This is a genomic window from Lacisediminimonas profundi (assembly GCF_008831265.1).
Classification (GTDB): Bacteria; Pseudomonadota; Gammaproteobacteria; order Burkholderiales; family Burkholderiaceae_D; genus Lacisediminimonas; species Lacisediminimonas profundi.
This window is the reverse complement of record NZ_VTTH01000002.1, coordinates 478,426-501,598: the sequence shown is the minus strand read 5'-3', so window position 1 is coordinate 501,598 and position 23,173 is coordinate 478,426. Positions and strand designations below refer to the sequence as shown.

The following is a 23,173-nucleotide window of genomic DNA, read 5'->3' as shown; positions in this document are numbered from 1 at the left end:
AGCCAGATGAACATTGCAAGCATGCCGCAAACTCCCGCGGTCGATCGCACAGGTTACGAAGACCTTTGTCTCTACATCGACGGCGAATTCCTCAAGGGTGGGGGGCGCAAGGAGCAGCAGGTGTTGTATCCCGCGAGCGGGGAATGCATCGCCAGCTTGCCGCACGCTACACGGGAGGACCTCGACCGCGCCCTCTCTGCAGCTGCAAGGGCATTTGAGACATGGAAGCTGAGTTCGCCCCTCGAGCGTTCCCGCATATTGCGCAAGGTGGGTGAACTGTCGCGCAAGAATGCGCGGGAAATCGGACGCAATATCACACTCGACATGGGCAAGCCATTGGCCGAAGCCGTGGGGGAGGTCATTGCCTGCGCCGATCATTGCGACTGGCACGCCGAGGAGTGCCGCCGGATCTATGGCCGTGTGATTCCTGCCCGTTTGCCGAATGTGCGCCAGATGGTGCTGCGCGAGCCGGTTGGCGTGTGCGCTGCGTTTACGCCATGGAATTTTCCCTACAACCAGGCGATTCGCAAGATCGCGGCTGCAATCGGCGCCGGCTGCACGATTATCATAAAAGGGCCGGAAGACGCGCCCAGCGCGGTGCTGGCCATCGCCCGCATGTTCCATGAGGCGGGGCTGCCCCCGGGCGTCCTCAACGTGGTCTGGGGCGATCCGGCAGAGGTGTCGGCGTATCTGATCAATTCCCCGGTCGTGCGCAAGATTTCGTTTACGGGCTCGGTCCCGGTAGGCAAGCAGCTGGCAGTCCTGGCAGCCAGCCACATGAAGCGCGCAACCATGGAGCTGGGTGGTCACTCGCCGGTAATCGTGTTTGACGACGCCGACATCGACCGGGCCGCCGATATGCTGGCAGCGTTCAAGTTCCGCAACGCGGGCCAGGTGTGCGTCTCGCCCACTCGTTTCTACATCCAGGAAAAGGCTTACGACCGGTTCCTCGGGCGCTTCCTCGGCCAGACGCGGCAGATCAAGGTAGGCGATGGCCTGCATGCAGAGACCACGATGGGTCCTCTGGCACACCCGCGGCGCCTGGCCGCGATGCATAGACTCATGGACGACGCACTCAGCCGCGGCGCCAGCATCGAGACCGGTGGCCAGCGCATCGGCGAGTCTGGCAGCTTCTTCGCGCCGACAGTGCTGACCAATGTGCCCGATGACTGCCTGGCGATGTGTGACGAGCCCTTCGGCCCGATCGCATCCTGTGTACCGTTCAAGGATGTTGACCAGGTCCTGCGGCGGGCGAACGCCTTGCCTTATGGCTTGTCCTCCTATGCGTTCACGAATTCGACCAGGAATGCGCTGGCCGTGCAGAACGGGCTCGAAGCCGGCATGGTCAACATCAATCACTTCGGCCAGGCGCTCCCCGAAACCCCGTTCGGCGGAATCAAGGATAGTGGCATGGGCTGGGAAGGCGGCACGGAAACCTTCGACGGCTACCTGAATACAAAATTCGTCACACAGATGGATTGAGGCCGGGCGGCACCGTTCCGGGCCTCTGTCAGCGCAGCTTACTGCGTGCCGAAAATGCGGTCGCCCGCATCGCCCAGTCCGGGCAGGATATAGCCGTGGTCGCTCAGTTCACGGTCGATGGCGGCTGTAAATACCGGCACATCGGGGTGTTCCCGGTAGAGCGTGTTGATGCCCTCCGGGCAGGTCAGCAGGCACAGGAATTTGATCGACTTCGGATTGGACTGCTTCAGGCGGGTTACCGCCGCCGAAGCGGAATTGCCGGTGGCCAGCATGGGGTCGACCACCACCACGTCGCGCTCTTCCATGTTCTTCGGCATCTTGTAGTAATACTCCACTGCCTTCAGGGTCTGCGGGTCGCGATACAGGCCGATATGGCCAACGCGCGCCCCCGGCACCACTGAAAGCACTCCGTCGAGGATGCCATTGCCGGCGCGCAGGATGCTGGCAAATACCAGCTTCTTGCCATCGATGACCTTGGCAGTCATCGTTTCCAGTGGCGTTTCAATCTGCACTTCCTGCATGGGCATGTCGCGGAATACCTCGTATGCCATCAGGGTGCTGATTTCATTGAGCAGTCGCCGGAAGCTGTTGGTACTGGCTTCCTTGTTGCGCATCAGGGTCAGCTTGTGCTGGACCAGTGGATGGTCGACGAGGTGTACGTTCGCGCGGGCTGCCGGGTCAATCGGGGTCATGGTCTTGCTCTTTTTTACAGAGTTCGGAAATAGCAGCATAATGCCGCATTTTGTTGCCGTGGGGATTGGCGGCCCATGTAAGCACGGCAAAATTTTCGGCATGGCTGCAGCACATGAAAGGGGAGAAAAAGAGTGAGCCTGTTCAACTGGACTGAAAGAAATGTCGATGTACTGCAGCAAGGCGGCGTAATCGGGCCCGACGAGCGGCTACCCTGGCCGCAGACCGCCGTCATGGGCGTGCAACACGTGATCGCGATGTTCGGGGCCACGGTGCTGGCTCCCATCCTGATGGGTTTCGATCCGAATATAGCGATCCTGATGAGCGGTGTCGGCACGCTGATCTTCTTCCTGGTTACAGGCGGCAAGGTGCCGAGCTACCTCGGCTCCAGCTTTGCCTTTATCGGCGTGGTGATTGCCGCCACGGCCTATGCAGGCAAAGGGCCGAATCCGAATATCGGACTGGCCCTGGGCGGTATTATCGCCTGCGGGGCGATTTACACATTGATCGGACTGGTAGTGCAGTCGATAGGCACCAGGTGGATCGAGAGGTTCATGCCGCCAGTGGTAACTGGTGCCGTTGTTGCCGTGATCGGCCTTAACCTGGCTGGTATTCCGATCAAGAACATGGCGGCCGGCAATTTCGACGCCTGGATGCAACTGATCACCTTTGTCTGCGTGGGCGTGGTGGCCGTCTTCACGCGCGGCATGGTCCAGCGACTGCTGATCCTGGTCGGCCTGATCCTGGCCAGTGCGATCCATGCCGTGCTGACCAATGGCCTGGGCCTGGGCAAACCGCTCGATCTGTCGGGCGTGGCAAACGCGGCCTGGTTCGGCCTCCCCGGATTCGCCGCGCCGGTGTTTGAAGCCAACGCCATGCTGCTGATCGCGCCGGTGGCCATCATCCTGGTAGCGGAAAACCTTGGCCACATCAAGGCGGTGACGGCGATGACTGGCCGCAACCTGGATGCCTATATGGGGCGTGCCTTCATTGGCGACGGCGTGGCGACCATGGTCAGCGGCGCAGCAGGCGGCACCGGTGTGACGACCTATGCTGAAAACATCGGCGTGATGGCGGCAACCCGGATCTACTCCACGGCTACCTTCCTCGTGGCCGGACTACTGGCTGTACTGCTGGGTTTTTCACCCAAGTTCGGCGCCATCATCCAGGCAATTCCCTTGCCGGTGATGGGCGGCGTGTCGATCGTCGTGTTCGGCTTGATTGCCGTGGCCGGCGCCAAGATTTGGGTCGACAACAAGGTCGATTTTTCGCAGAACAAGAATCTGATCGTCGCCGCCATCACGCTGGTCATTGGCACCGGTGACTTCACGCTCAAATTCGGCCAGTTCGCGCTGGGCGGCATCGGCACTGCTACCTTCGGCGCGATTCTGCTTTATGCCTTGCTGAACCGTCGCGAGCAGTAAAGGAGGAATATACGGAGAGCGGGCGAGCAGAAATCGAGCGAAACTCGAGCAGAAAGCGCAGCGCCAGTCCGCCGGCGCTGCGGAGAGCGGCGCGGAGCGGGACGCATCGAGCCCGCCGGTCCTGTTCGTCGGGCTCGATGGCATGCTGAATTTCCTTGTTTTCTCACAAAGCCGGGGGCCGGCCTTTGGGTACCATGATGCTCATGCCGTTGTAGCTCAGTGCCAGAGCGCCTGTCATGTAAGCAGGAGGTCCGGTGGTTGAAATCCCCGCAATGGCACCAGGATCCAGCCTTGTCGATGTCATGCTTGCCCTGGTGAGGGATGCTCGGGGCAGGGCGTTCGTCTGGAATGTATCGGCGATCTCTGATATAGTTTCGTCAGCTTGCGCGCTGCTTCACGCGGCCGCGCCCCGACTCCCGATCACCCGAATGTAAGAGCGAGAAAGGCATCACGGTTATGACACCGCGAACTAGAACGGAGACCCCTGCCAAGCGACGCTAGTCGACGTTTTTTCCTTTCTGCATCTGAAAAAAGCGCGGCTGGTCCGCGTTTTTTTTCGCCCGCGTTCTTTTCGCCCGCGTTTTTCGTCCGCATTTTTTGTCGGTATTATTATTTTTCCACCCCCGAAGCCGGTGCCTTTGCAGCGGCAAGCGGCCAGCAAGGCTGGCCTGGAGAACAAGCATGGTTTCAGTAAAACTTCCCGACGGCTCGCAACGACAGTTCGATACCCCGCCCAGCGTGGCGCAGGTGGCAGCCAGCATCGGCGCCGGCCTGGCCAAGGCGGCGCTTGCAGGCAAGGTCAACGGCCAACTGGTCGACACATCCTTTGTCATCGAGCAGGATGCCGACCTGGCGATCGTGACCGACAAGGATCCGGAAGGGCTGGATGTCATCCGCCATTCGACGGCCCACTTGCTGGCCTATGCGGTCAAGGAGTTGTTCCCGGACGCGCAAGTCACGATCGGTCCGGTGATCGAAAACGGTTTTTATTATGACTTTTCGTACAAGCGGCCTTTCACTCCTGAAGACTTGCTGGCGATCGAAAAGAAAATGCTCGAGCTGGTGAAGAAGGACGAGCCGGTGCAGCGCCGCGTGCTGCCTCGCGACGAGGCCGTGGCTTATTTCACCTCGATCGGCGAGCACTACAAGGCGGAAATCATTGCCTCGATCCCGGCCGGCGAGGATGTGTCGCTGTACGCTGAAGGCGGCTTCACCGACCTGTGCCGCGGGCCGCACGTGCCATCCACCGGCAAGCTGAAAGTATTCAAGCTGATGAAGCTGGCCGGTGCCTACTGGCGCGGCGATTCGAACAAGGAAATGCTGCAGCGGATCTATGGCACCGCATGGGTCAGGAAGGAAGACCAGGAAGCCTATCTGCACATGCTGGAAGAGGCCGAAAAGCGCGACCACCGCAAGCTGGGTCGTGCGCTCGACCTGTTCCACTTCCAGGAAGAGGCGCCAGGCCTGATTTTCTGGCATCCAAAAGGCTGGATCATCTGGCAGCAGGTCGAGAAGTACATGCGCCAGGTGTTCCAGGACAACGGCTACCAGGAAGTGAAGGCGCCGCAGATTCTTGACCGTACTCTTTGGGAGCGCTCCGGGCACTGGGAGAACTACAAGGAGAACATGTTTACCACCGAGTCGGAGAATCGCGCGTACGCGCTCAAGCCGATGAACTGCCCGGGCCACGTGCAGATCTTCCGCTCGAACATGCACTCCTACCGGGAACTGCCGCTGCGCTATGGCGAATTCGGCCAGTGCCATCGCAACGAACCCTCAGGTTCGCTGCACGGCATGATGCGGGTGCGCGGCTTTACGCAGGATGACGGACACATCTTCTGTACCGAAGACCAGATCCTCGACGAGTGCGTTGCCTTTACTGCGCTGCTGCAAAAGGTTTATCACGACTTCGGCTTTACCGAGGTGATCTTCAAGGTGGCGACGCGGCCCGAGAAACGGGTCGGTTCCGACGATCTGTGGGACAAGGCGGAAACCGCTCTGATCGAATCGCTCAAGCGCTCGGGTTGCGAGTACAGCATCTCGCCAGGCGAGGGCGCCTTCTATGGCCCGAAGATCGAATACACATTGAAGGATGCCATTGGCCGCATGTGGCAATGCGGGACGATACAGGTCGACTTTTCGATGCCGAACCGGCTGGAAGCGGAGTATGTCGCGGAAGACAACAGCCGCCGTACGCCGGTCATGCTTCACAGGGCAATCCTGGGTTCTTTCGAACGTTTTATCGGCATGCTGATCGAAAATCACTCCGGTGCAATGCCGCTCTGGCTGGCCCCGGTCCAGGTGGTCGTGCTGAACATTTCGGATGCCCAGGCCGAGTACGCGCAGGCAATCGCACAAAACCTGAAAAAACAAGGGTTTAGAGTGCACGCGGATTTGCGTAACGAGAAAATAACCTATAAAATACGCGAGCATTCTGTCCAGAAGCTGCCCTATATCATCGTCGTCGGTGACAAGGAGCGGGACGGGAACACAGTGGCCGTGCGTGCACGTGGCAATGTCGACCTCGGCGTCATGCCGATCGAGCAACTGGTGGATCGGCTTCGTAACGAAGTTGAAACCAGGGGCTGAGACATTTGTCCTTCGTGCGGGAGCACGGCCTGATTATTTGATATTTTAAGGAAACGACAATAGCTACTGACAAATCGCATCGGATCAATGGTGAGATCACGGCGCCGGAAGTGCGCCTGAGTTCCGTCGAGAACGAGCCCTTGGGTATAGTGAGCCTGGCAGAGGCGTTTCGCCTCGCCGAGGAAGCGAACGTGGATCTGGTTGAAATTGCGCCGACCGCCCAGCCGCCTGTCTGCCGCCTGATGGACTACGGCAAGTTCAAGTACCAGGAACAGAAGAAAGCGCACGAAGCCAAGCTCAAACAGAAAGTCATCCTGGTGAAGGAAGTCAAGTTTCGTCCGGGTACGGATGACGGCGACTACAACATCAAGCTGCGCAATCTGGTCAAGTTCCTTGAAGACGGCGATAAAACCAAGATCACGCTGCGTTTCCGCGGCCGTGAAATGGCCCACCAGGACATCGGCATGCGGATGTTGGAGAAATTGAGAACCGACCTCGAGCCCTATGGCCAGGTCGAGCAGTTTCCAAAGATGGAAGGGCGCCAGATGGTAATGGTGCTGGCCCCGAAAAAGAAAAAGTAACGAGCAGCATGCTGTAACAAGCAGCGGGCAGCACGAAGCAAGCAGCAAGATTCAGGATTCAGCAGCAGGGTCGGCAGGAATACTGCAGGGCCCGCTGTAAAAAAGACAGTTGCGGTGACCTCGGGGTAATTTCCGCAGTCATCAGCGCTGGCAGCAGCGGGAAGCCGCTGCATGACAAGTGAGTGCAGGCATCCAAGCGCAACGGCCGTTGCCACCTGCAATCATCTAAAAAAAGGACTGCCTGAAAAGGTAGTGTTTGCTATGCCAAAAATGAAGACCAAGAGCAGCGCGAAAAAGCGCTTCCGCGTTCGTCCGGGCGGAACTGTCAAGCGAGGCCAGGCGTTCAAGCGTCACATCCTCACCAAGAAAACCACCAAGAACAAACGTCAGTTGCGTGGCTCCGTAGGGGTGCATGACACCAATATGGTGTCGGTCCGCGCAATGATGCCGTTCGCTTAACCTCACTTAAGGAGCTACCATGCCTCGAGTTAAACGTGGGGTTACCGCACGGGCCCGCCACAAGAAAGTTCTGGACCAGGCCAAGGGTTACCGCGGCCGTCGCAGTAAAGTATTCCGCATCGCCAAACAGGCGGTCATGCGCGCAGGGCAGTATGCCTATCGTGATCGTCGTAACCGCAAGCGTGTGTTCCGCGCGCTGTGGATCACGCGTATCAACGCAGCGTCCCGCGAGCATGGCATGACGTACAGCGTGTTCATGAACGGCCTGAAAAAAGCTTCGATTGAACTGGATCGCAAGGTCCTGGCTGAACTGGCTGTTTCCGACAAGCCGGCATTTGCCGCGATTGTCAACCAGGTCAAGGCCAATATCGCTGCTGCCTGAGTGCGTTGCTGATACAGTGACACGAGCGGGGCTGGGGTCTTGACCCTGTGCCCCGTTTTTTATTTCCGAAAGGCCGGCCTGCCAGGCCTGCCCAGCGCCGATAGCGCCGATACCGCCTACAAAGCATGAACTCCCTGGAACAACTCGTACAACAGGCTCAAGAAGATTTTTGCGCAGCGCCCGATCCGGCTGCGCTGGAAAACGCCAAGGCCCGCTACCTGGGCAAGACCGGGCAAATCACCGAGCAGATGAAAGGCCTGGGCAAGCTGGCGCCGGACGAGCGCAAGTCCCAAGGTGCGTTGATCAACGCCGCCAAGGAGCGCATCGAGGCTGCCCTCAATGCCGCCCGCGACGCCTTGTCCAACGCCCAGATGCAGTCGCGCCTGGACGCCGAAGCGATCGACATCACGCTGCCCGGACGTGGCCGCGGCACCGGTGGTATCCATCCTGTGATGCGAACCTGGGAACGGGTCGAACAGATATTCGGCTCGATCGGATTCGATGTGGCCGATGGCCCCGAGATCGAGACCGACTGGACCAACTTCACCGCGCTCAACAGTCCGGAAAACCACCCGGCCCGTTCGATGCAGGACACGTTCTACATCGAGGACCGCGACACGCTCGGCAAGCAGTTGCTGCTGCGCACGCACACCAGCCCGATGCAAGTGCGCTATGCGCGCATGAACCAGCCGCCGATCAAGGTCATCGCGCCCGGCCGCACTTATCGCGTGGATAGCGACGCCACCCATTCGCCGATGTTCCATCAGGTCGAAGGACTCTGGATCGATGAGAACATCAGCTTCGCCGACCTGAAAGGCGTCTACCTGAATTTCGTCCGTGCGTTCTTCGAGACCGACGACTTGCAGGTGCGCTTCCGTCCTTCGTATTTCCCGTTCACCGAGCCCTCGGCTGAGATCGACATCGCCTTTGGCAGCGGTCCCCTGAAGGGGCGCTGGCTGGAAGTCTCCGGCGCCGGGCAGGTGCATCCGACGGTGGTTGCCAACATGGGACTCGACCCGGCCCGACATATCGGCTTCGCATTTGGTTCCGGCCTGGAACGACTGACGATGCTGCGCTATGGCATCAACGACCTGCGCCTGTTTTACGAAGGCGACCTGCGCTTCCTGAAGCAATTCAACTGAGCGGCAAGGATGGCGCGCCATGCGCCCATCCTTGCCCACCAAGCATTGAGCGACGAATATGCAATTCTCTGAAAACTGGCTGCGTACGATGGCCAATCCGGCGCTGAGTTCGGACGAGCTTTCCCATTTGCTGACGATGTCCGGCCTGGAGGTGGAAGAGGTCGAGACGGTGGCGCCGCCATTCACCAAGGTGGTAGTGGCGCAGGTGGTCGAAGTGGCCAAGCACCCGAATGCGGACCGTCTGAATGTCTGCCAGGTGGATGCCGGCACCGGCAGCCTGCTCAACATTGTCTGCGGCGCGCCTAACGTGGCGGCGGGCATGAAGGTGCCGTGCGCATTGGCGGGCGCGGTGCTGCCCCCCGGCGATGACGGCAAGCCATTCGAGATCAAGGTCGGCCAGTTGCGCGGCGTCGAGTCGCAGGGCATGCTCTGCTCGGCGCGCGAACTGAAGCTGTCGGATGAACATGGCGGCCTGCTGGCGCTGCCGGACGACGCGCCGGTCGGCCAGGATTTCCGCGACTACTATGAACTGGACGACCGCAAGTTCACCATCAAGCTCACCCCCAACAAGGCTGATTGCCTGTCGGTGCTCGGTGTCGCGCGCGAAGTGTCGGCGCTGACCGGCGTAACGCTGAATGCACCCGAGTGCCATCCAGTGGCCACCAGCAGCGACGAGAAACTGCCGGTATCGATCAAGGCGCCCGACCTGTGCGGGCGCTTTTCCGGTCGCGTGATTCGTGGCCTGAACGCGCACGCTGCCACGCCGGCATGGATGAAGCAGCGACTGGAACGCAGCGGCCAGCGGTCGATTTCGGCGCTGGTCGACATCTCCAATTATGTGATGCTGGAGCTCGGTCGTCCGACCCATGTATTCGATCTCGACAAGATCCATGGCGGGCTGGAAGTGCGCTGGGGCCGCAAGGGCGAAAGCCTGAAGCTGTTGAACGGCAACACGGTCGAACTCGACGACTGGGTCGGCGTGATCGCCGACGACAGCCAGGTCGAATCGCTGGCCGGGATCATGGGCGGCGACGCCACTGCGGTTTCGCTCGACACGCAAAACATCTATCTCGAAGCCGCGTTCTGGTGGCCGCAGGCGCTGCAGGGCAGGGCGCGCCGCTACAATTTTTCGACCGATGCGGCCCATCGCTTCGAACGTGGCGTCGACTATGCGACCACGGTCGAGCACATCGAGCGCATTACCGCGCTGATCGTGGACATCTGCGGCCAGCCGGGCCAGACCACGGTCGGGCCAGTCGACGACCAGATCGTCAAGCTGCCGGCACGCAATCCGGTCACGCTGCGCACCGCGCGCGCCGTCAAGGTGATCGGTGTCGCGCTGAGCGACGACCAGGTTGCCGACATCTTCACGCGCCTGCGGCTGCCGTTCGAGCGCCGCCCGGGCGAATTTTCGGTTACGCCACCGTCCTTCCGTTTCGACCTCGAGATCGAGGAAGACCTGATCGAAGAAGTGGCGCGCGTGTATGGCTTCGAAAACATTCCGGCGCTGCCGCCGGTTGCTGCCAGCGCCATCCGCATCGCGCCGGAGAACCAGCGTTCGCTATTCACGCTGCGGCGCCAGCTGGCCGACCGCGATTTCCAGGAAGTCGTCAACTTCAGCTTCATTGAAGAAGCCTGGGAGCGCGACTTCGCCGCCAACGCCAATCCGATCCGGCTGCTCAACCCGATCGCGAGCCAGATGAGCGTGATGCGCTCCAACCTGGTCGGCAGCTTGCTGGCCAACGTGAAATACAACCTGAACCGCAAGCTGAGCCGGGTGCGCGCATTTGAAGTGGCCGCGGTCTACCTGCGTGCCGACACGCGCGAGGACGGAACGCTTGCGGTCGCAGGCTTTCATCAGCCCAAGCGGATTGGCGCGGTGGCCTACGGCGCGGTGGCCGAGGAGCAATGGGGCCAGCCCACCCGCAATGCCGACTTCTACGACCTCAAGGCCGACCTCGAAGCATTGTTCGCGCCCCGCGTGTTGCGTTTCGAGAAGCTGGAACATCCGGCGCTGCACCCCGGCCGTTCCGCGCAGGTGATGCTGGACGGGCTTGCGATTGGTTTCATCGGCGAGTTGCACCCGCGCTGGCAGCAAAAGTACGAGCTGCCGCTGGCTCCGGTGTTGTTTGAAGTGGATGCCGTCGCAGCGCAACAGCGGCCCTTGCCTTCATACCAGGAAATATCAAAATTCCCGGCGGTCGCCCGCGATCTGGCGCTGGTCGTCAAACACGAGGTCGCGGCTGGCGATGTGATCGATACGCTGGCTTCGGTCAAGGCCTCGACCCCGGCATGCTCGATTTTGCAAGCTCTTGTTTTATTTGATGAATATCGCGGCAAGGGCCTGGAAGATGACGAAAAAAGTCTTGCTTTCCGTTTTACTCTGCAAGATACTCAATCTACCCTGAGCGACAACAAAGTAGACGAAGCAATGGCCGCGTTCATTGCCGCAGTCCAGAGCAAGCATGGCGCCAGATTGCGCACATGACAGGCCGGGAAACAGACATGAATGACGTGAACACTGCCGAATTCCAATCAGTCCTGGCTGCCGACCTGAGCCGTGCGGTGTTTGAATCGCAAGCGCGCAGCAAGGCCGAGAAAGACCTGCCGACGCTGACCAAGGCGGAACTCGCCGAACTGCTGTTCGAGCAGGTCGGTCTCAACAAGCGCGAAGCGAAAGACATGGTCGAGACTTTCTTCGACGAGATCCGCAAGGCGCTGGAATCCGGCGAAGCAGTCAAGCTGTCGGGTTTCGGCAATTTCCAGCTTCGCGACAAGCCGCAGCGTCCTGGCCGCAATCCCAAGACCGGCGAGGAAATTCCCATCACGGCGCGCCGGGTTGTGACCTTCCACGCCAGCCAGAAATTGAAGAGCATGGTCGAACCGACGCAGCAACAGCCGGTCGCCGAGATCGCCTGATTGAGTCCCCATGAACGAGCGCATCAGTAAGCCCGAGCCGGTCGTATTGCCGCCCATTCCTGCGAAGCGGTATTTCACGATCGGCGAGGTCAGCGAATTATGCGGCGTGAAGCCGCATGTGCTGCGCTACTGGGAGCAGGAATTCGCCCAGCTCAAGCCGGTCAAGCGGCGTGGAAACCGGCGCTACTACCAGCATCATGAAGTCCTGCTGATTCGCCGCATCCGTGAACTGCTCTATGAACAGGGCTTCACCATCAGCGGTGCGCGCAACAAGCTCGACAGCCGCAACACACACGAAATCCAGGAAGACCTGGTGGCCTTGCCGCCGCTCGACATTGATACGATCGCGATCCGCCACGAGCTTGAGGACATCATGGAGCTGCTGCGGCGCTAAGGCCGCGCAGGCTTGGTTGGTGCTGCTGCGGGAAGGTCAGGCCCCGCTAGCCGACACGCATTGCCAAACGCTGCGCAGTTACGCCAGCGCCATCTCCAGCACCCGCGCCACATGCCACGCCTCACGCTGCGCCCCGTCGGCAATCTGGTGCCGGCAGCTCGTGCCATCTGCAACCAGGATGGTATCGGCATCGGCTTTGCGCACGGCCGGCAGCAGCGACAGCTCGCCCATCTGCATCGACACGTCATGGTGACTCGCTTCGTAACCGAAGCTTCCCGCCATGCCGCAGCAACTCGACTCGATCAGCTCTACCTTGAGCCCCGGAATCAGGCCCAGCACCTTCTGCACCGGCGTCACGGCATCGAATGCCTTCTGATGGCAGTGGCCATGCAGTAGCGCCTTCTGCCCGGCCAGCGGCTTCAGGTCGAGTTTGAGCCGGCCAGCAGCAATTTCACGCGCGAGAAACTCTTCGAAAAGGAATGCATTGGAGGCCAGCGCGACAGCCTGCTTGCCAAGACCCATTGCCAGGAATTCGTCGCGCAGCGTCAGCAGGCAGGAAGGCTCCAGGCCGACGATGGCAATGCCGCGTTCTACCCAGGGCGACAGCGCCTCTATCATGCGGCGCGCCTCCTGCTTCGCTTCATCGACCAGGCCGGCGGCGAGGTAAGTGCGGCCGCAGCAGAGCGGACGCCCGGCATCGGTATCGTTTGCCTTGGGACGTGCGATATGGACATGGTAGCCGGCGGCCTCCAGCACCCGTTGCGCCGCACGCAAGTTTTCCGATTCGAAGTAGTTGTTGAAGGTGTCGGCCAACAGCACCACTTCGCTGGCCAGGGCCCCACTCGAGCGGCCCGGGGTGGACGCGGCGTCGCGCAGCCAGGTGTCGGCGCGCCAGACCGGCAGCGACCGTCGTGCAGAGAATCCGAGCAGCTTTTCCGACAGCCGCGCGGCGCCGGGCAGGGTGTCGCGCAGATTCACCAGCCAGTGCATGCGCGCCGCCCACGGCGCCCACCTTGGTAGCGTGGCGATCAGCTTTTCCTTGAAACGCAGCCCGTGTTTTTTCTGGCGCTGGTACAGCACTTCGGTTTTCATGCGCGCCATGTCGACACCGGTCGGGCAGTCGCGCTTGCAGCCCTTGCAGCTGACGCACAGGTCGAGCGTTGCCGCGACTTCATCCGACGCCAATGCGTCGGGACCAAGCTGGCCCGACAGCGCCAGCCGCAGCGTATTGGCACGACCGCGGGTAAGGTGCTGCTCATCGCGCGTGACCCGATAGCTCGGACACATCGTGCCGGCGTCGAACTTGCGGCAATGACCATTGTTGTTGCACATCTCTAGAGCCTTGGCCAACCCACCGGCCGGATCGCCGCCGGTGCCCGGCGCGCTGCTTTGCTCGGTGACCGGATCGACCTGCACATTCCACGCGCTCCAGTCGAGCGCAGTCGTGATGGCCTCGGCCTGGTAGCCGGGCTTGAAACGGAACAGCGAGCGCTCGTCCATGCGGGTCGTGCGCACGATTTTCCCGGGGTTCATCAGGCCGTCCGGATCGAAGCGGTCCTTGATCTCCTCGAATGCGCGCGTCAGGCGCTCGCCGAACTGCCAGCCGACCCACTCGCTGCGCACCAGGCCGTCACCATGTTCGCCCGAGAACGCGCCCTTGAACTGGCGTACCAGCGCCCCGGCTTCCTCTGCAATTGCGCGCATCTTGCCGGCGCCGTCGTCGCGCATGTTCAGGATCGGCCGCACATGCAGCGTCCCGACCGAGGCATGGGCGTACCAGGTGCCGCGGGTGCCATGCTTGTGGAAGACTTCCGTCAGCCGGCTGGTGTACTCGGCGAGGTGCTCGAGCGGCACTGCGCAATCTTCGATGAAAGACACCGGCTTGCCGTCGCCGCGCATGCTCATCATGATGTTCAGGCCTGCCTTGCGCACCTCCCACAATTCCTTTTGCGGCCCGGCATCGGTCATTTCGACCACGCTGCCAGGCAGGCCGAGATCGCTCATCAACTGCACCAGTTGCGCCAGCCGCGCCAGTTGTTCGTCGCGGCTGTCGCCGGCGAATTCAACCAGCAGGATCGCCTCCGGTTCGCCGGTGAGGGCGCGGTCGATCACGGGGCGGAATGCTGGATTGCTGCGCGCCAGTTCTATCATCGTGCTGTCTACCAGTTCCACCGCTGCCGGCCCCAGCTTGACGATGTGACGGGCGCTGTCCATCGCCTGATGAAAACTCGGGAAGTTGACCACGCCCAGGGTTTTCTGTTTCGGCAGCGGCGACAGCTTCAGTGTCAGCGCGCGGGTATAGGCCAGGGTCCCCTCGCTGCCTACCAGCAGATGCGACAGGTTGACGCTGGCATCGGCGGTGTATGGACGCTCGCTTTGCGGGTGATAGATGTCGATGTTGTAGCCGCCGACGCGACGCATGACCTTGGGCACCATGCGCTCGATCTCGTCGCGCTCGCGTTCGCCGATGGTGCGCAGTCCGCGCACCAGGTCGCCGATCCGGGTTCCGGCGGCGTGTTGCGCCAGCATGTCGCCTTCGGCAGTAAAGTGCGCTTCGCTGCCGTCGGCAAGGATGGCGTCGAGCGCCAGTACGTTGTGCACCATGTTGCCGTAGGCAATCGAGCGCGAGCCGCAGGAGTTGTTGCCGGCCATGCCGCCGATCGTGCACTGCGCGGCGGTCGATACGTCGACCGGGAACCATACCCCGTGCGGCTTGAGCCAGGCATTCAGGTGGTCCAGCACAATCCCCGGTTCGACCGTCACGCTCATGGCATCCTTGTCGAATGCCAGCACTTTGTTCAGGTACTTGCTGTTGTCGATCACCAGTGCCGCGCCGACGGTCTGGCCGCACTGGGATGTGCCGGCCCCGCGCGGCAGCAGCGGCACCTGCAGTTCGCGGCAGATGGCAATCGCGGCGCGTACGTCATCGACCGATTTCGGAATCAGCACGCCGACCGGCTCGATCTGGTAGATCGATGCATCGGTGGAATAACGTCCTCGGGTCCCTCGGTCGAACCGGACTTCGCCGGCAACGGCGCGCCGCAAGCGGCCCGACAACTCGTTGACGAAGGGGCCGGAGTGGATCAGGACTTGTTGCGGGGTCGGTGCATTCATGGTGCGGGCAGGTTCGTGTAGTCAGGACGCGCGGGCGCGCTCGGATTGCTGCTCATGCAGGGCTTCCAGCACCGACTCGCCCTTGTGGGTCAGGTGGGTGCGCAAGATGGCAGTCAGCCGCACGGCGTCCCGCGCTGCCAGCGCCTCGACCATCTCGGCGTGGTCACGGCATGCCTGGTCCCATTTCGCGCGGTCGAAATTCGAGCGGAAGCGCAGGTTCTGGATGCGCGTGTTCAGCGTCTGGTAAGTCTGGGTCAGGATGCGGTTGCGCGCTGCCAGGTTGATCAGGTCATGGATCTGGCGGTTCAGGCGGTAGTAGGCGGGCAGGTCCTTGCGCGCATGGCAGGCCAGCATCTCGAAGGTCAGCGCCCGGATTTCCGCGATCTCGTCCTCGGTGATGTGGCGGCACGCCAGCTCGCCGGAAAGCGCTTCCAGGCCGCTCATCACCTCGAAACTCTGGCGCACGTCTTCATCCGACAGCGCCACTACCTGGGCGCCGCGGTTGGGCTCGATCGCGACCAGCCCTTCAGCAGCCAGCAAACGGAAGGCTTCACGTAATGGCGTGCGCGAAACACCCAGCCGTTCGCACAGGGCGCGCTCGTTGAGCCGGGCGCCCGCGGCAAGTTCACCTTCGGTAATCATTTCGCGCAAGCGGGTGGCGACGGTGGCCGGGAGCGTCGAGCGGTCTGCGTCAGGTGCGGTGCTGAGTTTCAGGTGGGAGGGCATCTGGTATACCAAGGTGATGGCGCTAGCATAATGCCTTTGTCCTGAAAAATAAAGCCCAGGCGCCGGCATGTCACGCGACTGACTCGGTTCTTCATAGGAGAATTTTCGATGCGCATGTTGCTCTGCAATGTGGATCGCGCTTGCAAGGGATGGGGAAGGTCTTTATGATCCAGTTTTGTATACCAACGAACTGGAGCCCTTTTCGATGATCTCCCTGAATTCCCATCCGGCCGGCCGTCACTTCCTGCAGATTCCCGGGCCGAGTACGGTCCCGGACCGCATTTTGCGCGCGATCGATAACGCCACCATCGACCATCGGGGGCCTGAGTTCGCGGTACTGGGCAAGGCGGTCATCGCCGGCATGAAGAAGATTTTCCAGACCGAGTCGCAGGTCGTGATCTATCCGTCCTCGGGCACTGGCGCGTGGGAAGCCGCCCTGGTCAACACCATGTCGCCCGGCGACCTGGTGCTGATGGCCGAGACCGGCCAGTTCGCGACGCTGTGGAGGAAATTGGCGGAGAAGATGGGCGTGCGCTCGGAATTCATTCCCGGCGACTGGCGCCACGGGGTCGATCCGGCAGCCGTCGAGGCCCGGTTGGCGCAGGACACGGGACACGAGATCAAGGCAGTCTGCGTCGTGCACAACGAAACCTCGACCGGCGCCACCAGCCGCATCGCCGAAGTGCGCCGTGCGATCGACCGCGCCGGACATCCAGCCCTGCTGATGGTCGACACCATTTCCGGACTGGCTTCGGCCGATTACCGTCATGACGAGTGGGGCGTGGACGTCTCGGTTGCCGGGTCGCAGAAGGGCTTGATGATGCCGCCGGGCCTGTCTTTCAATGCACTCAGCGCCAAGGCGATCGCGGCGTCCGAACAGGCGAAACTGCCGCGTTCCTACTGGGATTGGAAGGAAATGCTGGCAATCAATCCGACCGGCTATTTCCCCTACACGCCGGCGACCAACCTTCTGTATGGCTTGAACGAAGCAATCGACATGTTGCTGGAGGAAGGGCTGGACAATGTGTTCGCGCGACACCATCGCCATGCCGAAGCGACCCGGCGCGCAGTGCGTGCCTGGGGCCTGGAAGTGCTGTGCCTGAATCCGGACGAATACAGCCCGGTGCTGACTGCGGTGCTGATGCCCGAGGGGCACAGTGCCGATGCCTTCCGCAAGATCGTGCTCGAGCGCTTCAACATGTCGCTCGGGCAGGGCCTTGGCAAGGTGTCGGGCAAGGTGTTCCGCATCGGTCACCTTGGCGACTTCAATGACCTGACCCTGTGCGGCACGTTGTCGGGCGTCGAGATGGGCCTGGCTGCGGCCGGTGTGCCGCACAAGAAGGGCGGCGTGCAGGCGGCGCTGGATTACCTGGCGCAGACGTCCAGTGCGCCGATGGCGCGGGCAGCCTGATTTCCATCGAGGCACTCCTGACATGAGCAATGGCCAAGTCCATCTGACGATCCACAACGGTATCGCACAGATCCTGATCGACCGCCCGCAAGCGCGCAATGCGATGACCTGGTCGATGTACGAGGAACTCGCCAGGATTTGCGAGCAGATCGCCAGCAATCCGGCGATCCGGGTCGCGACCATACGCGGCGCCGGCGGCGAGGCATTTGTCGCCGGCACCGACATCGAGCAATTCCGCGATTTCCAGACTGGCGAGGACGGGATCGCGTACGAGAAGATCATCGATGAGCGCATCGGCCAGATAGAGAGCTTGCCGATGCCGACCGTGGCGATCGTCGATGGCTGGGCAATTGGCGGCGGGCTGGCCATCAGCGCCGCCTGCGATTTCCGGATCGCCACGCCGAAGTCTTCGTTTGGCGTGCCGATCGCGCGCACCTTGGGCAACTGCCTGTCCACCGGCAATGTGGCGCGGGTCGTAGCAGGGTTCGGCGCGGCGCGCGCCAAGCGCATGCTGCTGCTGGCAGAAAGCATCGCTGCCGATGAAGCGAAAGCCTGCGGTTTCGTCACGGAAGTGGTCGATTCGGCTGGACTGGAGGCCGCGGTCGATGCGCTCTGCACGCGCTTGGCGCAGCACGCGCCGGTGACGATGCGGGTATCCAAGGAAGCCATCCGTCGCGTCGTCGCAGAGAGCGTCCCGGCAGGTGATGACCTGATCCGCGCCTGCTACGGCAGCCGCGATTTCAAGATCGGCGTCAACGCATTTCTCGACAAGAAACGTCCTGAATGGACCGGGTCCTGACCCGGCCTGTGCAGGCATCCAACAGAATCACAGGCAATCAGCCTCATCCATGAAAACCAAGGAAACTTCCCGCCATTCCGGGCCAATGGCCGGAATGCGCGTACTCGAACTGGCCCAGATCATGGCCGGCCCGACTTGCGGCATGATGCTCGCCGACATGGGCGCTGACGTCATCAAGGTCGAGAAGCTGCCGGGCGGCGACGATTCGCGCGGCTACAGCGAGCCGCGCGTAAATGGCGTCTCGGCGCCATTCATGGTCCTGAACCGAAACAAGCGCGGCATCGCTGTCAACCTGAAGCAGGAGCAGGGCAGGGAAGTGCTGCTGCGCATGGTGAAGGATGCCGACGTCCTGATTGAAAATTACCGGCTCGGCACCATGGAGAAGCTGGGACTGGGCTATGAAACCCTGCGCGAACACAATCCCGGACTGATCTACTGTTCCATTTCGGGGTATGGCCGCGATGGTCCCTTCGCCGACAAGGGCGGCTTCGACCTGATTGCACAGGGCATGAGCGGCCTGATGTCCTTCACTGGCGAGCCCGGCCGGCCTCCGGTCAAGACCGGAAATTCGATCACGGATATCAATGCCGGCGTGCTGGCGGTGATCGGGATCACTGCCGCCTATGTCCACAAGCTCAAGACCGGGCAGGGGCAGATGGTCGACACATCGCTGCTGGAAGCCGGGCTGCAGCAGACCTATTGGCAAGCAGCGGTCTACTTCGCCAACGGTACATCGGTTGGCCCGACCGGCTCGGCGCACTTGCTGACCGCTCCTTACCAGGCCTTCCAGGCCAGCGATGGCTGGATCAATATCGGCGGCGCCAACCAGGCCAACTGGGAGCGCATTGCCGAAGTGCTGGGCCATCCGGAATGGAAGCAGGACCCGCGCTTCTCTACCAACAAGGGGCGCATGGAGAACCTGCCGGCGCTGTGCGAGGCGATGAATGCCGTACTCGTCACCCGCAGCAAATCCGAATGGATTGCCGCATTCGATGCCGCCGGCGTTCCTGCCGGTCCCGTGCTGTCGGTCGGCGAGGCGCTCACTCATCCGCAAACGCTGGCGCGCAACATGGTGGTCGAGGTGGATCATCCACAGGCAGGCCACACCCGCGCCCTAGGCTGCCCGGTTCATTTTTCGGAAACGCCGACCGCGGTCCTCAGGCATGCACCCATGCTGGGTGAGCACACTCGGGAGCTGCTGGTTGAATATGGCTATTCCTCCCAGGAGATCGACACGCTGGTGGCGGCTGGGGCAGTGGCCGAGGCTGGTTGATAATTCGTCATCACCGTTTGGCGGTGGCAAGCTCTTGCATATTCTGGCCGACCAAGGTCAACCTGGTGCTGACTGACCACGTTATGGAGGGAATCGGTTCGAAAGTGCCGATTCCTGAGATCCACTTTCATAACGTCTGAAGAAAGGTTTTCGAAATGAACAAACTGATCATCGCACTCGTCTCGACCGTGTTTGCCACCTCGGCATTTGCTGCTTCCCACAGCGCTGCGCCTGCCGCTGCTCCTGCCAGCGCTTCGGCTTCCGCCAATGGCAAGATGGACAAGGCTGATGCCAAGGCTGAGAAGAAAGTGAAGAAAACTGAAGCCAAGAAAAAAGATAAAAAAGCTGAGCCGAAAGCATCGAATGACAAAGCCAGCGCACCTGCCGCTGCAAAAGCGGACGCCCCCAAGAAGTAATCGGCACTCCGTTTTCGACGCCGGCATCCGGCGTCCGCAGTGCAGCAAGCCGCCCGCCCGGAAGATCGGGCGGTTTTTTTTCGCCATCGGACTGGATTGCGCAGGGCGGTAAGGGTAAACCGTATGGCTTCCCGGCAAAAAGAACGTAGCCAAATGCCACCGATTTACGCGACAATTACGGGATGCTTTGACACGAGAGATACTCGGCAGGCAAATGAAGTGCATTTTAAATAACAATCGGAGAGACAATCTAATGCAACGTCGTTCCTTCCTCAAGAATGCGGCCGTTGGCGCCACCGTCAGCGCCATCGCGGCGCCGGCACTGGCCCAGACCCAACCTACCGTCAACTGGCGCCTCGCCTCCAGTTTCCCCAAATCGCTTGATACCATCTTCGGCGCGTCCGAAATATTCAGCAAGCGAGTGGCTGCCCTGACCGGCGGCAAGTTCAACATCCGCGTGTTCGCAGCCGGCGAAATCATTCCGGCACTGCAGGTGGTTGATGCAGTCCAGGCCGGCACGGTAGAGATGGGCCACACCGCTGGCTACTACTACTTCGGCAAGGATCCGGCCTTCTGCTTCGACACGGCGATCCCGTTTGGCCTGAATTCGCGGCAGCAGACGGCATGGATGATGCATGGCGGCGGCATGCCCCTGATGCGCGAGTTCTTCAAGGACTACGGCATCGTCAACTTCATGGGCGGCAATACGGGCACCCAGATGGGCGGCTGGTACCGCAAGGAAATCAAGACGGTCAACGACCTGAAGGGATTGAAGATGCGTATCGCCGGCATGGCCGGGCGCGTCATGTCCAAGATGGGCGTGGTGCCGCAGCAGGTTGCGGGCGGCGACATTTACCCGTCGCTTGAAAAAGGCACGATCGACGCTGCTGAATGGGTCGGTCCGTATGACGACGAAAAGCTGGGCTTCAGCCGTGTCGCCCCGTTCTACTACGCACCGGGCTGGTGGGAGCCGAGCGCGCAGCTGGCGTTCTACGTCGGCATCAAGGAATGGGAAAAGCTGCCGAAGGAATACCAGGCGGCGCTGGAAGTGGCGACTGTCGAGGCGCATACCGGCATGCAGGCCGAATACGACTCGCGTAATCCACAGGCACTTGCCCGCTTGCTGAAATCAGGCGTCAAGCTGCGCACCTTCTCCAAGCCGATCATGGATGCAGCCTATGCTGCTGCCACCGAGACCTACAACGAAGAAGCTGCGAAGAACGCCAAGTTCAAGAAGATCTACGAACCATGGAAGCGTTTCCGCCAGGACGCAAACCAGTGGTTCTCCGTCGGCGAAGCGCCGATGCAGAACTTCATGCTCGGCAAGAAGTAATCAGTAATTCTTCTGTCGTGAAAAGCCCGCAGCTCGCTGCGGGCTTTTTTTTGGCCCGTCCAGCCGGGGTGAACTCTTGACCTTGCCAAAATTTGCCAAACATCCTAATCTTGACCCATGAGCACAATGAACATATCGCTACCCGATGCGCTCAAGTCCTTCGTGGATGAGCGGGTCAATCAAGGCGGGTACGGCACTAGCAGCGAGTACGTGCGTGAGCTGATCCGCAAGGATCAGGATCGCCTGCAACTGCGCGGCCTCCTGCTCGCGGGCGCGGCGTCTGCACCTGCAGCCCCGGCCGATCCGGCCTACTTCGAAGGGCTGCGTGATCGGATTCGCAAGGCGGGCAGGGACGGGGGCAGGGACGGGGGCAGGGACGGTACTCGCAGGTGACGGCCAAGCCAGTCGTTCCGCGTGAGTTGGCCAACCGGGACATCGATGACGCGATTACCTTCTACCTCAGCGAAGGCGCTGAACAAGCCGCGCTCGGCTTTATTGACGCCCTGGAGCAGGCTTATGCGCACATCGGTCGCCATCCAGCGGCTGGATCGCCACGCTACGCCCACGAATTGAACCTGCCCGGCCTTCGTTTCTGGCCGCTGACAGGCTATTCCTTTCTGGTGTTCTACATCGAGCGTCCGCAACACATCGATGTCTGGCGCGTGCTGCACGGCCAACGCGATATCCCGGCGTGGATGCAGGAGCCCGAGACTATCTGAGTCTCGTTCATGAGAGCTGATTATTACCCACAGCTCGATTGACAGCGCAGACCGGCGCACGCCATGAGCGCTCCCTCCCCTTGGAAGGGAGGGAGCTACAAAGTCGATCGGTCGTTGCCGTTCTCCAGATCGAGATGTGGCTAATGATCAGTTCATGAGAGGGGAACCGTCCTGTACCGGACCAACTCCCGGCAGCCAGCACATCGCCTATCAATCACGACCGCGGATTTTGTAAGCGCAAAAAAGGTCTACTGACATTGGCAACAAGACAATGGGCAAGAGAGCTTGCCGGATATCACGGGGAACGACCATGAATATCGATACAGCACTGGATGCCGGATACAAGGGAAAGAGCCTGCGCGAGATCGCCGACTCTCCGGTTACTGCCCTGCATGGCGTCAGCCACAAGGCAGCCGACGCCTTGAAATCAGCATTTGCGGTCGAGACAATCCGGCAACTGGCCGGCCTGGAATGCACCCGGCTTGCGCGCGCCATCGTGTTGCTCGCGGACCTTGAACATTCCCCGGCCAAGGAAGAGGCGGAGGAGAAACTGATCGACGACTCGGTCGAGATGAGTTTCCCCGCCAGTGACCCGCCGTCGATCGCATCGAGCATCACCCGCATTGAAGTGCCACCTGACATGCCGCCCGCCGCAGCGGATCATCAGGGCATGCATGTCGCCGAAGCCGTCAAGGGCAGGAAAGGGGTCCGCTAGGAAATCGGCGGGATCGATGCAGGACTGGCGGTTGTGGCACGCTTGGCAGCGCAGGGTTCGCAATGCAGGGCTGCATAGTGGACATTTTTGACATGAGTCAAACAACTTTCGGGATGCACCACTTAGGATGACTTGTCCTTGCTCAACCTGAATGGAGTCGACAATGTTCAAAAAAATACTTGTACCCACAGATGGTTCCGAGCTTTCGGACAAGGCTGTGGCTGCGGCCGTGGAGGTCGCCCGCACGGCCGGCGGCCAGTTGGTGGCGCTGTCTGTCGCCGAACCGTACCCGTACTCGCCGATCGGGGAAACAGCATTCACGCCGGACCTCGCGGCATACGAGCAAAAGGCGATGGACCTGGCACGGCAGAATGTGGACAAGGTGGCGCTGGCTGCAAGGCAGGCTGAAGTCCAGTGCGAAACCCACACGGTGCAGTCGTTCAATCCGTATGAGGAAATCGTCAAGTTGGCCGGAAGCAGCGGCTGCGACGTGATCTTCATGGCTTCCCATGGCCGCAAGGGGCTGAACCGCCTGTTTGTCGGCAGTGAAACGCAAAAGGTGCTGGCGCACAGCACGCTGCCGGTCCTGGTATTCCGTTAAAAGG

Annotated in this window: 22 protein-coding genes and 1 tRNA gene; 20 read left to right on the top strand and 3 right to left on the bottom strand. The window is 61.1% G+C overall.

Going from position 1 to position 23,173, the window contains the following annotated elements; genetic code table 11:
* The first annotated feature begins 6 nt into the window (after positions 1-6).
* The gene (locus tag FVE66_RS07985) at positions 7-1,482 is read left to right on the top strand and encodes an NAD-dependent succinate-semialdehyde dehydrogenase (protein WP_241673086.1); all 1,476 of its coding nucleotides are present in this window, start codon (positions 7-9) and stop codon (positions 1,480-1,482) included.
* Between the two features lie 38 nt (positions 1,483-1,520).
* On the opposite strand, the gene upp is transcribed toward FVE66_RS07985, so the two are convergent.
* Positions 1,521-2,174, bottom strand: a complete 654-nt coding sequence (gene upp, locus FVE66_RS07980) for a uracil phosphoribosyltransferase (RefSeq protein WP_151446864.1) — start codon at positions 2,172-2,174, stop codon at positions 1,521-1,523.
* 132 nt (positions 2,175-2,306) lie between these two features.
* On the opposite strand from upp, the gene FVE66_RS07975 reads away from it, so the two are divergent.
* The 10 genes from FVE66_RS07975 to FVE66_RS07930 all read left to right on the top strand — a co-directional run bounded on the left by FVE66_RS07975 (position 2,307) and on the right by FVE66_RS07930 (position 12,062).
* Positions 2,307-3,596: a solute carrier family 23 protein gene (locus tag FVE66_RS07975; RefSeq protein ID WP_151446863.1), complete on the top strand. Its 1,290-nt coding sequence runs from the start codon at positions 2,307-2,309 to the stop codon at positions 3,594-3,596.
* A gap of 205 nt (positions 3,597-3,801) precedes the next feature.
* A tRNA-Thr gene (locus FVE66_RS07970) sits at positions 3,802-3,877 on the top strand.
* Between the two features lie 400 nt (positions 3,878-4,277).
* On the top strand, positions 4,278-6,185 hold the full coding sequence (gene thrS / locus FVE66_RS07965) for a threonine--tRNA ligase (RefSeq protein ID WP_151446862.1): 1,908 nt from the start codon (positions 4,278-4,280) through the stop codon (positions 6,183-6,185).
* Positions 6,186-6,244: 59 nt separating this feature from the next.
* A complete protein-coding gene (gene infC, locus FVE66_RS07960) occupies positions 6,245-6,766 on the top strand; it encodes a translation initiation factor IF-3 (protein ID WP_151446861.1) in 522 nt (173 codons plus the stop codon).
* A 261-nt stretch (positions 6,767-7,027) separates the two neighbouring features.
* The gene (gene rpmI / locus FVE66_RS07955; RefSeq protein WP_151446860.1) at positions 7,028-7,225 is read left to right on the top strand and encodes a 50S ribosomal protein L35; all 198 of its coding nucleotides are present in this window, start codon (positions 7,028-7,030) and stop codon (positions 7,223-7,225) included.
* A 19-nt stretch (positions 7,226-7,244) separates the two neighbouring features.
* The gene (gene rplT / locus FVE66_RS07950; protein ID WP_151446859.1) at positions 7,245-7,607 is read left to right on the top strand and encodes a 50S ribosomal protein L20; all 363 of its coding nucleotides are present in this window, start codon (positions 7,245-7,247) and stop codon (positions 7,605-7,607) included.
* Positions 7,608-7,732: 125 nt separating this feature from the next.
* A complete protein-coding gene (pheS, locus tag FVE66_RS07945) occupies positions 7,733-8,749 on the top strand; it encodes a phenylalanine--tRNA ligase subunit alpha (RefSeq protein ID WP_151446858.1) in 1,017 nt (338 codons plus the stop codon).
* A 58-nt stretch (positions 8,750-8,807) separates the two neighbouring features.
* Positions 8,808-11,237 (top strand): phenylalanine--tRNA ligase subunit beta, encoded by a 2,430-nt coding sequence (pheT, locus tag FVE66_RS07940; RefSeq protein ID WP_151446857.1) that lies wholly within the window; start codon positions 8,808-8,810, stop codon positions 11,235-11,237.
* A 17-nt stretch (positions 11,238-11,254) separates the two neighbouring features.
* Entirely contained in the window at positions 11,255-11,668 is a 414-nt protein-coding gene (locus tag FVE66_RS07935) for an integration host factor subunit alpha (protein ID WP_151446856.1), read from the top strand.
* Between the two features lie 10 nt (positions 11,669-11,678).
* Positions 11,679-12,062 (top strand): MerR family transcriptional regulator, encoded by a 384-nt coding sequence (locus FVE66_RS07930; protein WP_151446855.1) that lies wholly within the window; start codon positions 11,679-11,681, stop codon positions 12,060-12,062.
* Between the two features lie 78 nt (positions 12,063-12,140).
* Here FVE66_RS07930 and FVE66_RS07925 read toward each other — a convergent pair whose 3' ends face one another.
* Positions 12,141-15,176, bottom strand: a complete 3,036-nt coding sequence (locus tag FVE66_RS07925) for an FAD-binding and (Fe-S)-binding domain-containing protein (RefSeq protein WP_151446854.1) — start codon at positions 15,174-15,176, stop codon at positions 12,141-12,143.
* A gap of 21 nt (positions 15,177-15,197) precedes the next feature.
* Positions 15,198-15,902 carry a GntR family transcriptional regulator gene (locus FVE66_RS07920; protein ID WP_151446853.1) on the bottom strand — a complete coding sequence of 235 codons (705 nt, stop codon included), beginning with the start codon at positions 15,900-15,902 and terminating at the stop codon, positions 15,198-15,200.
* 205 nt (positions 15,903-16,107) lie between these two features.
* Here FVE66_RS07920 and FVE66_RS07915 point away from each other — a divergent pair, with 205 nt between their 5' ends.
* The 9 genes from FVE66_RS07915 to FVE66_RS07875 all read left to right on the top strand — a co-directional run bounded on the left by FVE66_RS07915 (position 16,108) and on the right by FVE66_RS07875 (position 23,169).
* Complete coding sequence (locus tag FVE66_RS07915; RefSeq protein ID WP_151446852.1) at positions 16,108-17,313, top strand: pyridoxal-phosphate-dependent aminotransferase family protein; 1,206 nt, start codon at positions 16,108-16,110, stop codon at positions 17,311-17,313.
* A gap of 22 nt (positions 17,314-17,335) precedes the next feature.
* Positions 17,336-18,112 (top strand): enoyl-CoA hydratase/isomerase family protein, encoded by a 777-nt coding sequence (locus FVE66_RS07910; RefSeq protein WP_151446851.1) that lies wholly within the window; start codon positions 17,336-17,338, stop codon positions 18,110-18,112.
* A 49-nt stretch (positions 18,113-18,161) separates the two neighbouring features.
* Positions 18,162-19,385: a CaiB/BaiF CoA transferase family protein gene (locus tag FVE66_RS07905; RefSeq protein ID WP_166454476.1), complete on the top strand. Its 1,224-nt coding sequence runs from the start codon at positions 18,162-18,164 to the stop codon at positions 19,383-19,385.
* 155 nt (positions 19,386-19,540) lie between these two features.
* Positions 19,541-19,801 (top strand): hypothetical protein, encoded by a 261-nt coding sequence (locus tag FVE66_RS07900; RefSeq protein ID WP_151446850.1) that lies wholly within the window; start codon positions 19,541-19,543, stop codon positions 19,799-19,801.
* Positions 19,802-20,054: 253 nt separating this feature from the next.
* Entirely contained in the window at positions 20,055-21,134 is a 1,080-nt protein-coding gene (locus FVE66_RS07895) for a TRAP transporter substrate-binding protein (protein WP_151446849.1), read from the top strand.
* 117 nt (positions 21,135-21,251) lie between these two features.
* Complete coding sequence (locus FVE66_RS07890; RefSeq protein ID WP_151446848.1) at positions 21,252-21,527, top strand: type II toxin-antitoxin system ParD family antitoxin; 276 nt, start codon at positions 21,252-21,254, stop codon at positions 21,525-21,527.
* Positions 21,524-21,853 carry a type II toxin-antitoxin system RelE/ParE family toxin gene (locus FVE66_RS07885; protein WP_151446847.1) on the top strand — a complete coding sequence of 110 codons (330 nt, stop codon included), beginning with the start codon at positions 21,524-21,526 and terminating at the stop codon, positions 21,851-21,853. The genes FVE66_RS07890 and FVE66_RS07885 overlap by 4 nt, the downstream gene beginning before the upstream one ends.
* A gap of 310 nt (positions 21,854-22,163) precedes the next feature.
* Positions 22,164-22,568, top strand: a complete 405-nt coding sequence (locus FVE66_RS07880) for a hypothetical protein (protein ID WP_151446846.1) — start codon at positions 22,164-22,166, stop codon at positions 22,566-22,568.
* A 163-nt stretch (positions 22,569-22,731) separates the two neighbouring features.
* On the top strand, positions 22,732-23,169 hold the full coding sequence (locus FVE66_RS07875) for a universal stress protein (protein WP_151446845.1): 438 nt from the start codon (positions 22,732-22,734) through the stop codon (positions 23,167-23,169).
* Positions 23,170-23,173 lie beyond the last annotated feature (4 nt).

Excerpts from the sequence above, each read along its gene's own strand:
- FVE66_RS07985 (WP_241673086.1), top strand. The coding sequence starts at position 7 with ATGAACATTGCAAGCATGCCGCAAACTCCCGCGGTCGATCGCACAGGT.
- upp (WP_151446864.1), bottom strand. The coding sequence starts at position 2,174 with ATGACCCCGATTGACCCGGCAGCCCGCGCGAACGTACACCTCGTCGAC.
- thrS (WP_151446862.1), top strand. The coding sequence starts at position 4,278 with ATGGTTTCAGTAAAACTTCCCGACGGCTCGCAACGACAGTTCGATACC.
- rpmI (WP_151446860.1), top strand. The coding sequence starts at position 7,028 with ATGCCAAAAATGAAGACCAAGAGCAGCGCGAAAAAGCGCTTCCGCGTT.
- rplT (WP_151446859.1), top strand. The coding sequence starts at position 7,245 with ATGCCTCGAGTTAAACGTGGGGTTACCGCACGGGCCCGCCACAAGAAA.
- pheS (WP_151446858.1), top strand. The coding sequence starts at position 7,733 with ATGAACTCCCTGGAACAACTCGTACAACAGGCTCAAGAAGATTTTTGC.
- pheT (WP_151446857.1), top strand. The coding sequence starts at position 8,808 with ATGCAATTCTCTGAAAACTGGCTGCGTACGATGGCCAATCCGGCGCTG.
- FVE66_RS07935 (WP_151446856.1), top strand. The coding sequence starts at position 11,255 with ATGAATGACGTGAACACTGCCGAATTCCAATCAGTCCTGGCTGCCGAC.
- FVE66_RS07930 (WP_151446855.1), top strand. The coding sequence starts at position 11,679 with ATGAACGAGCGCATCAGTAAGCCCGAGCCGGTCGTATTGCCGCCCATT.
- FVE66_RS07925 (WP_151446854.1), bottom strand. The coding sequence starts at position 15,176 with ATGAATGCACCGACCCCGCAACAAGTCCTGATCCACTCCGGCCCCTTC.
- FVE66_RS07920 (WP_151446853.1), bottom strand. The coding sequence starts at position 15,902 with ATGCCCTCCCACCTGAAACTCAGCACCGCACCTGACGCAGACCGCTCG.
- FVE66_RS07915 (WP_151446852.1), top strand. The coding sequence starts at position 16,108 with ATGATCTCCCTGAATTCCCATCCGGCCGGCCGTCACTTCCTGCAGATT.
- FVE66_RS07910 (WP_151446851.1), top strand. The coding sequence starts at position 17,336 with ATGAGCAATGGCCAAGTCCATCTGACGATCCACAACGGTATCGCACAG.
- FVE66_RS07905 (WP_166454476.1), top strand. The coding sequence starts at position 18,162 with ATGAAAACCAAGGAAACTTCCCGCCATTCCGGGCCAATGGCCGGAATG.
- FVE66_RS07900 (WP_151446850.1), top strand. The coding sequence starts at position 19,541 with ATGAACAAACTGATCATCGCACTCGTCTCGACCGTGTTTGCCACCTCG.
- FVE66_RS07895 (WP_151446849.1), top strand. The coding sequence starts at position 20,055 with ATGCAACGTCGTTCCTTCCTCAAGAATGCGGCCGTTGGCGCCACCGTC.
- FVE66_RS07890 (WP_151446848.1), top strand. The coding sequence starts at position 21,252 with ATGAGCACAATGAACATATCGCTACCCGATGCGCTCAAGTCCTTCGTG.
- FVE66_RS07880 (WP_151446846.1), top strand. The coding sequence starts at position 22,164 with ATGAATATCGATACAGCACTGGATGCCGGATACAAGGGAAAGAGCCTG.
- FVE66_RS07875 (WP_151446845.1), top strand. The coding sequence starts at position 22,732 with ATGTTCAAAAAAATACTTGTACCCACAGATGGTTCCGAGCTTTCGGAC.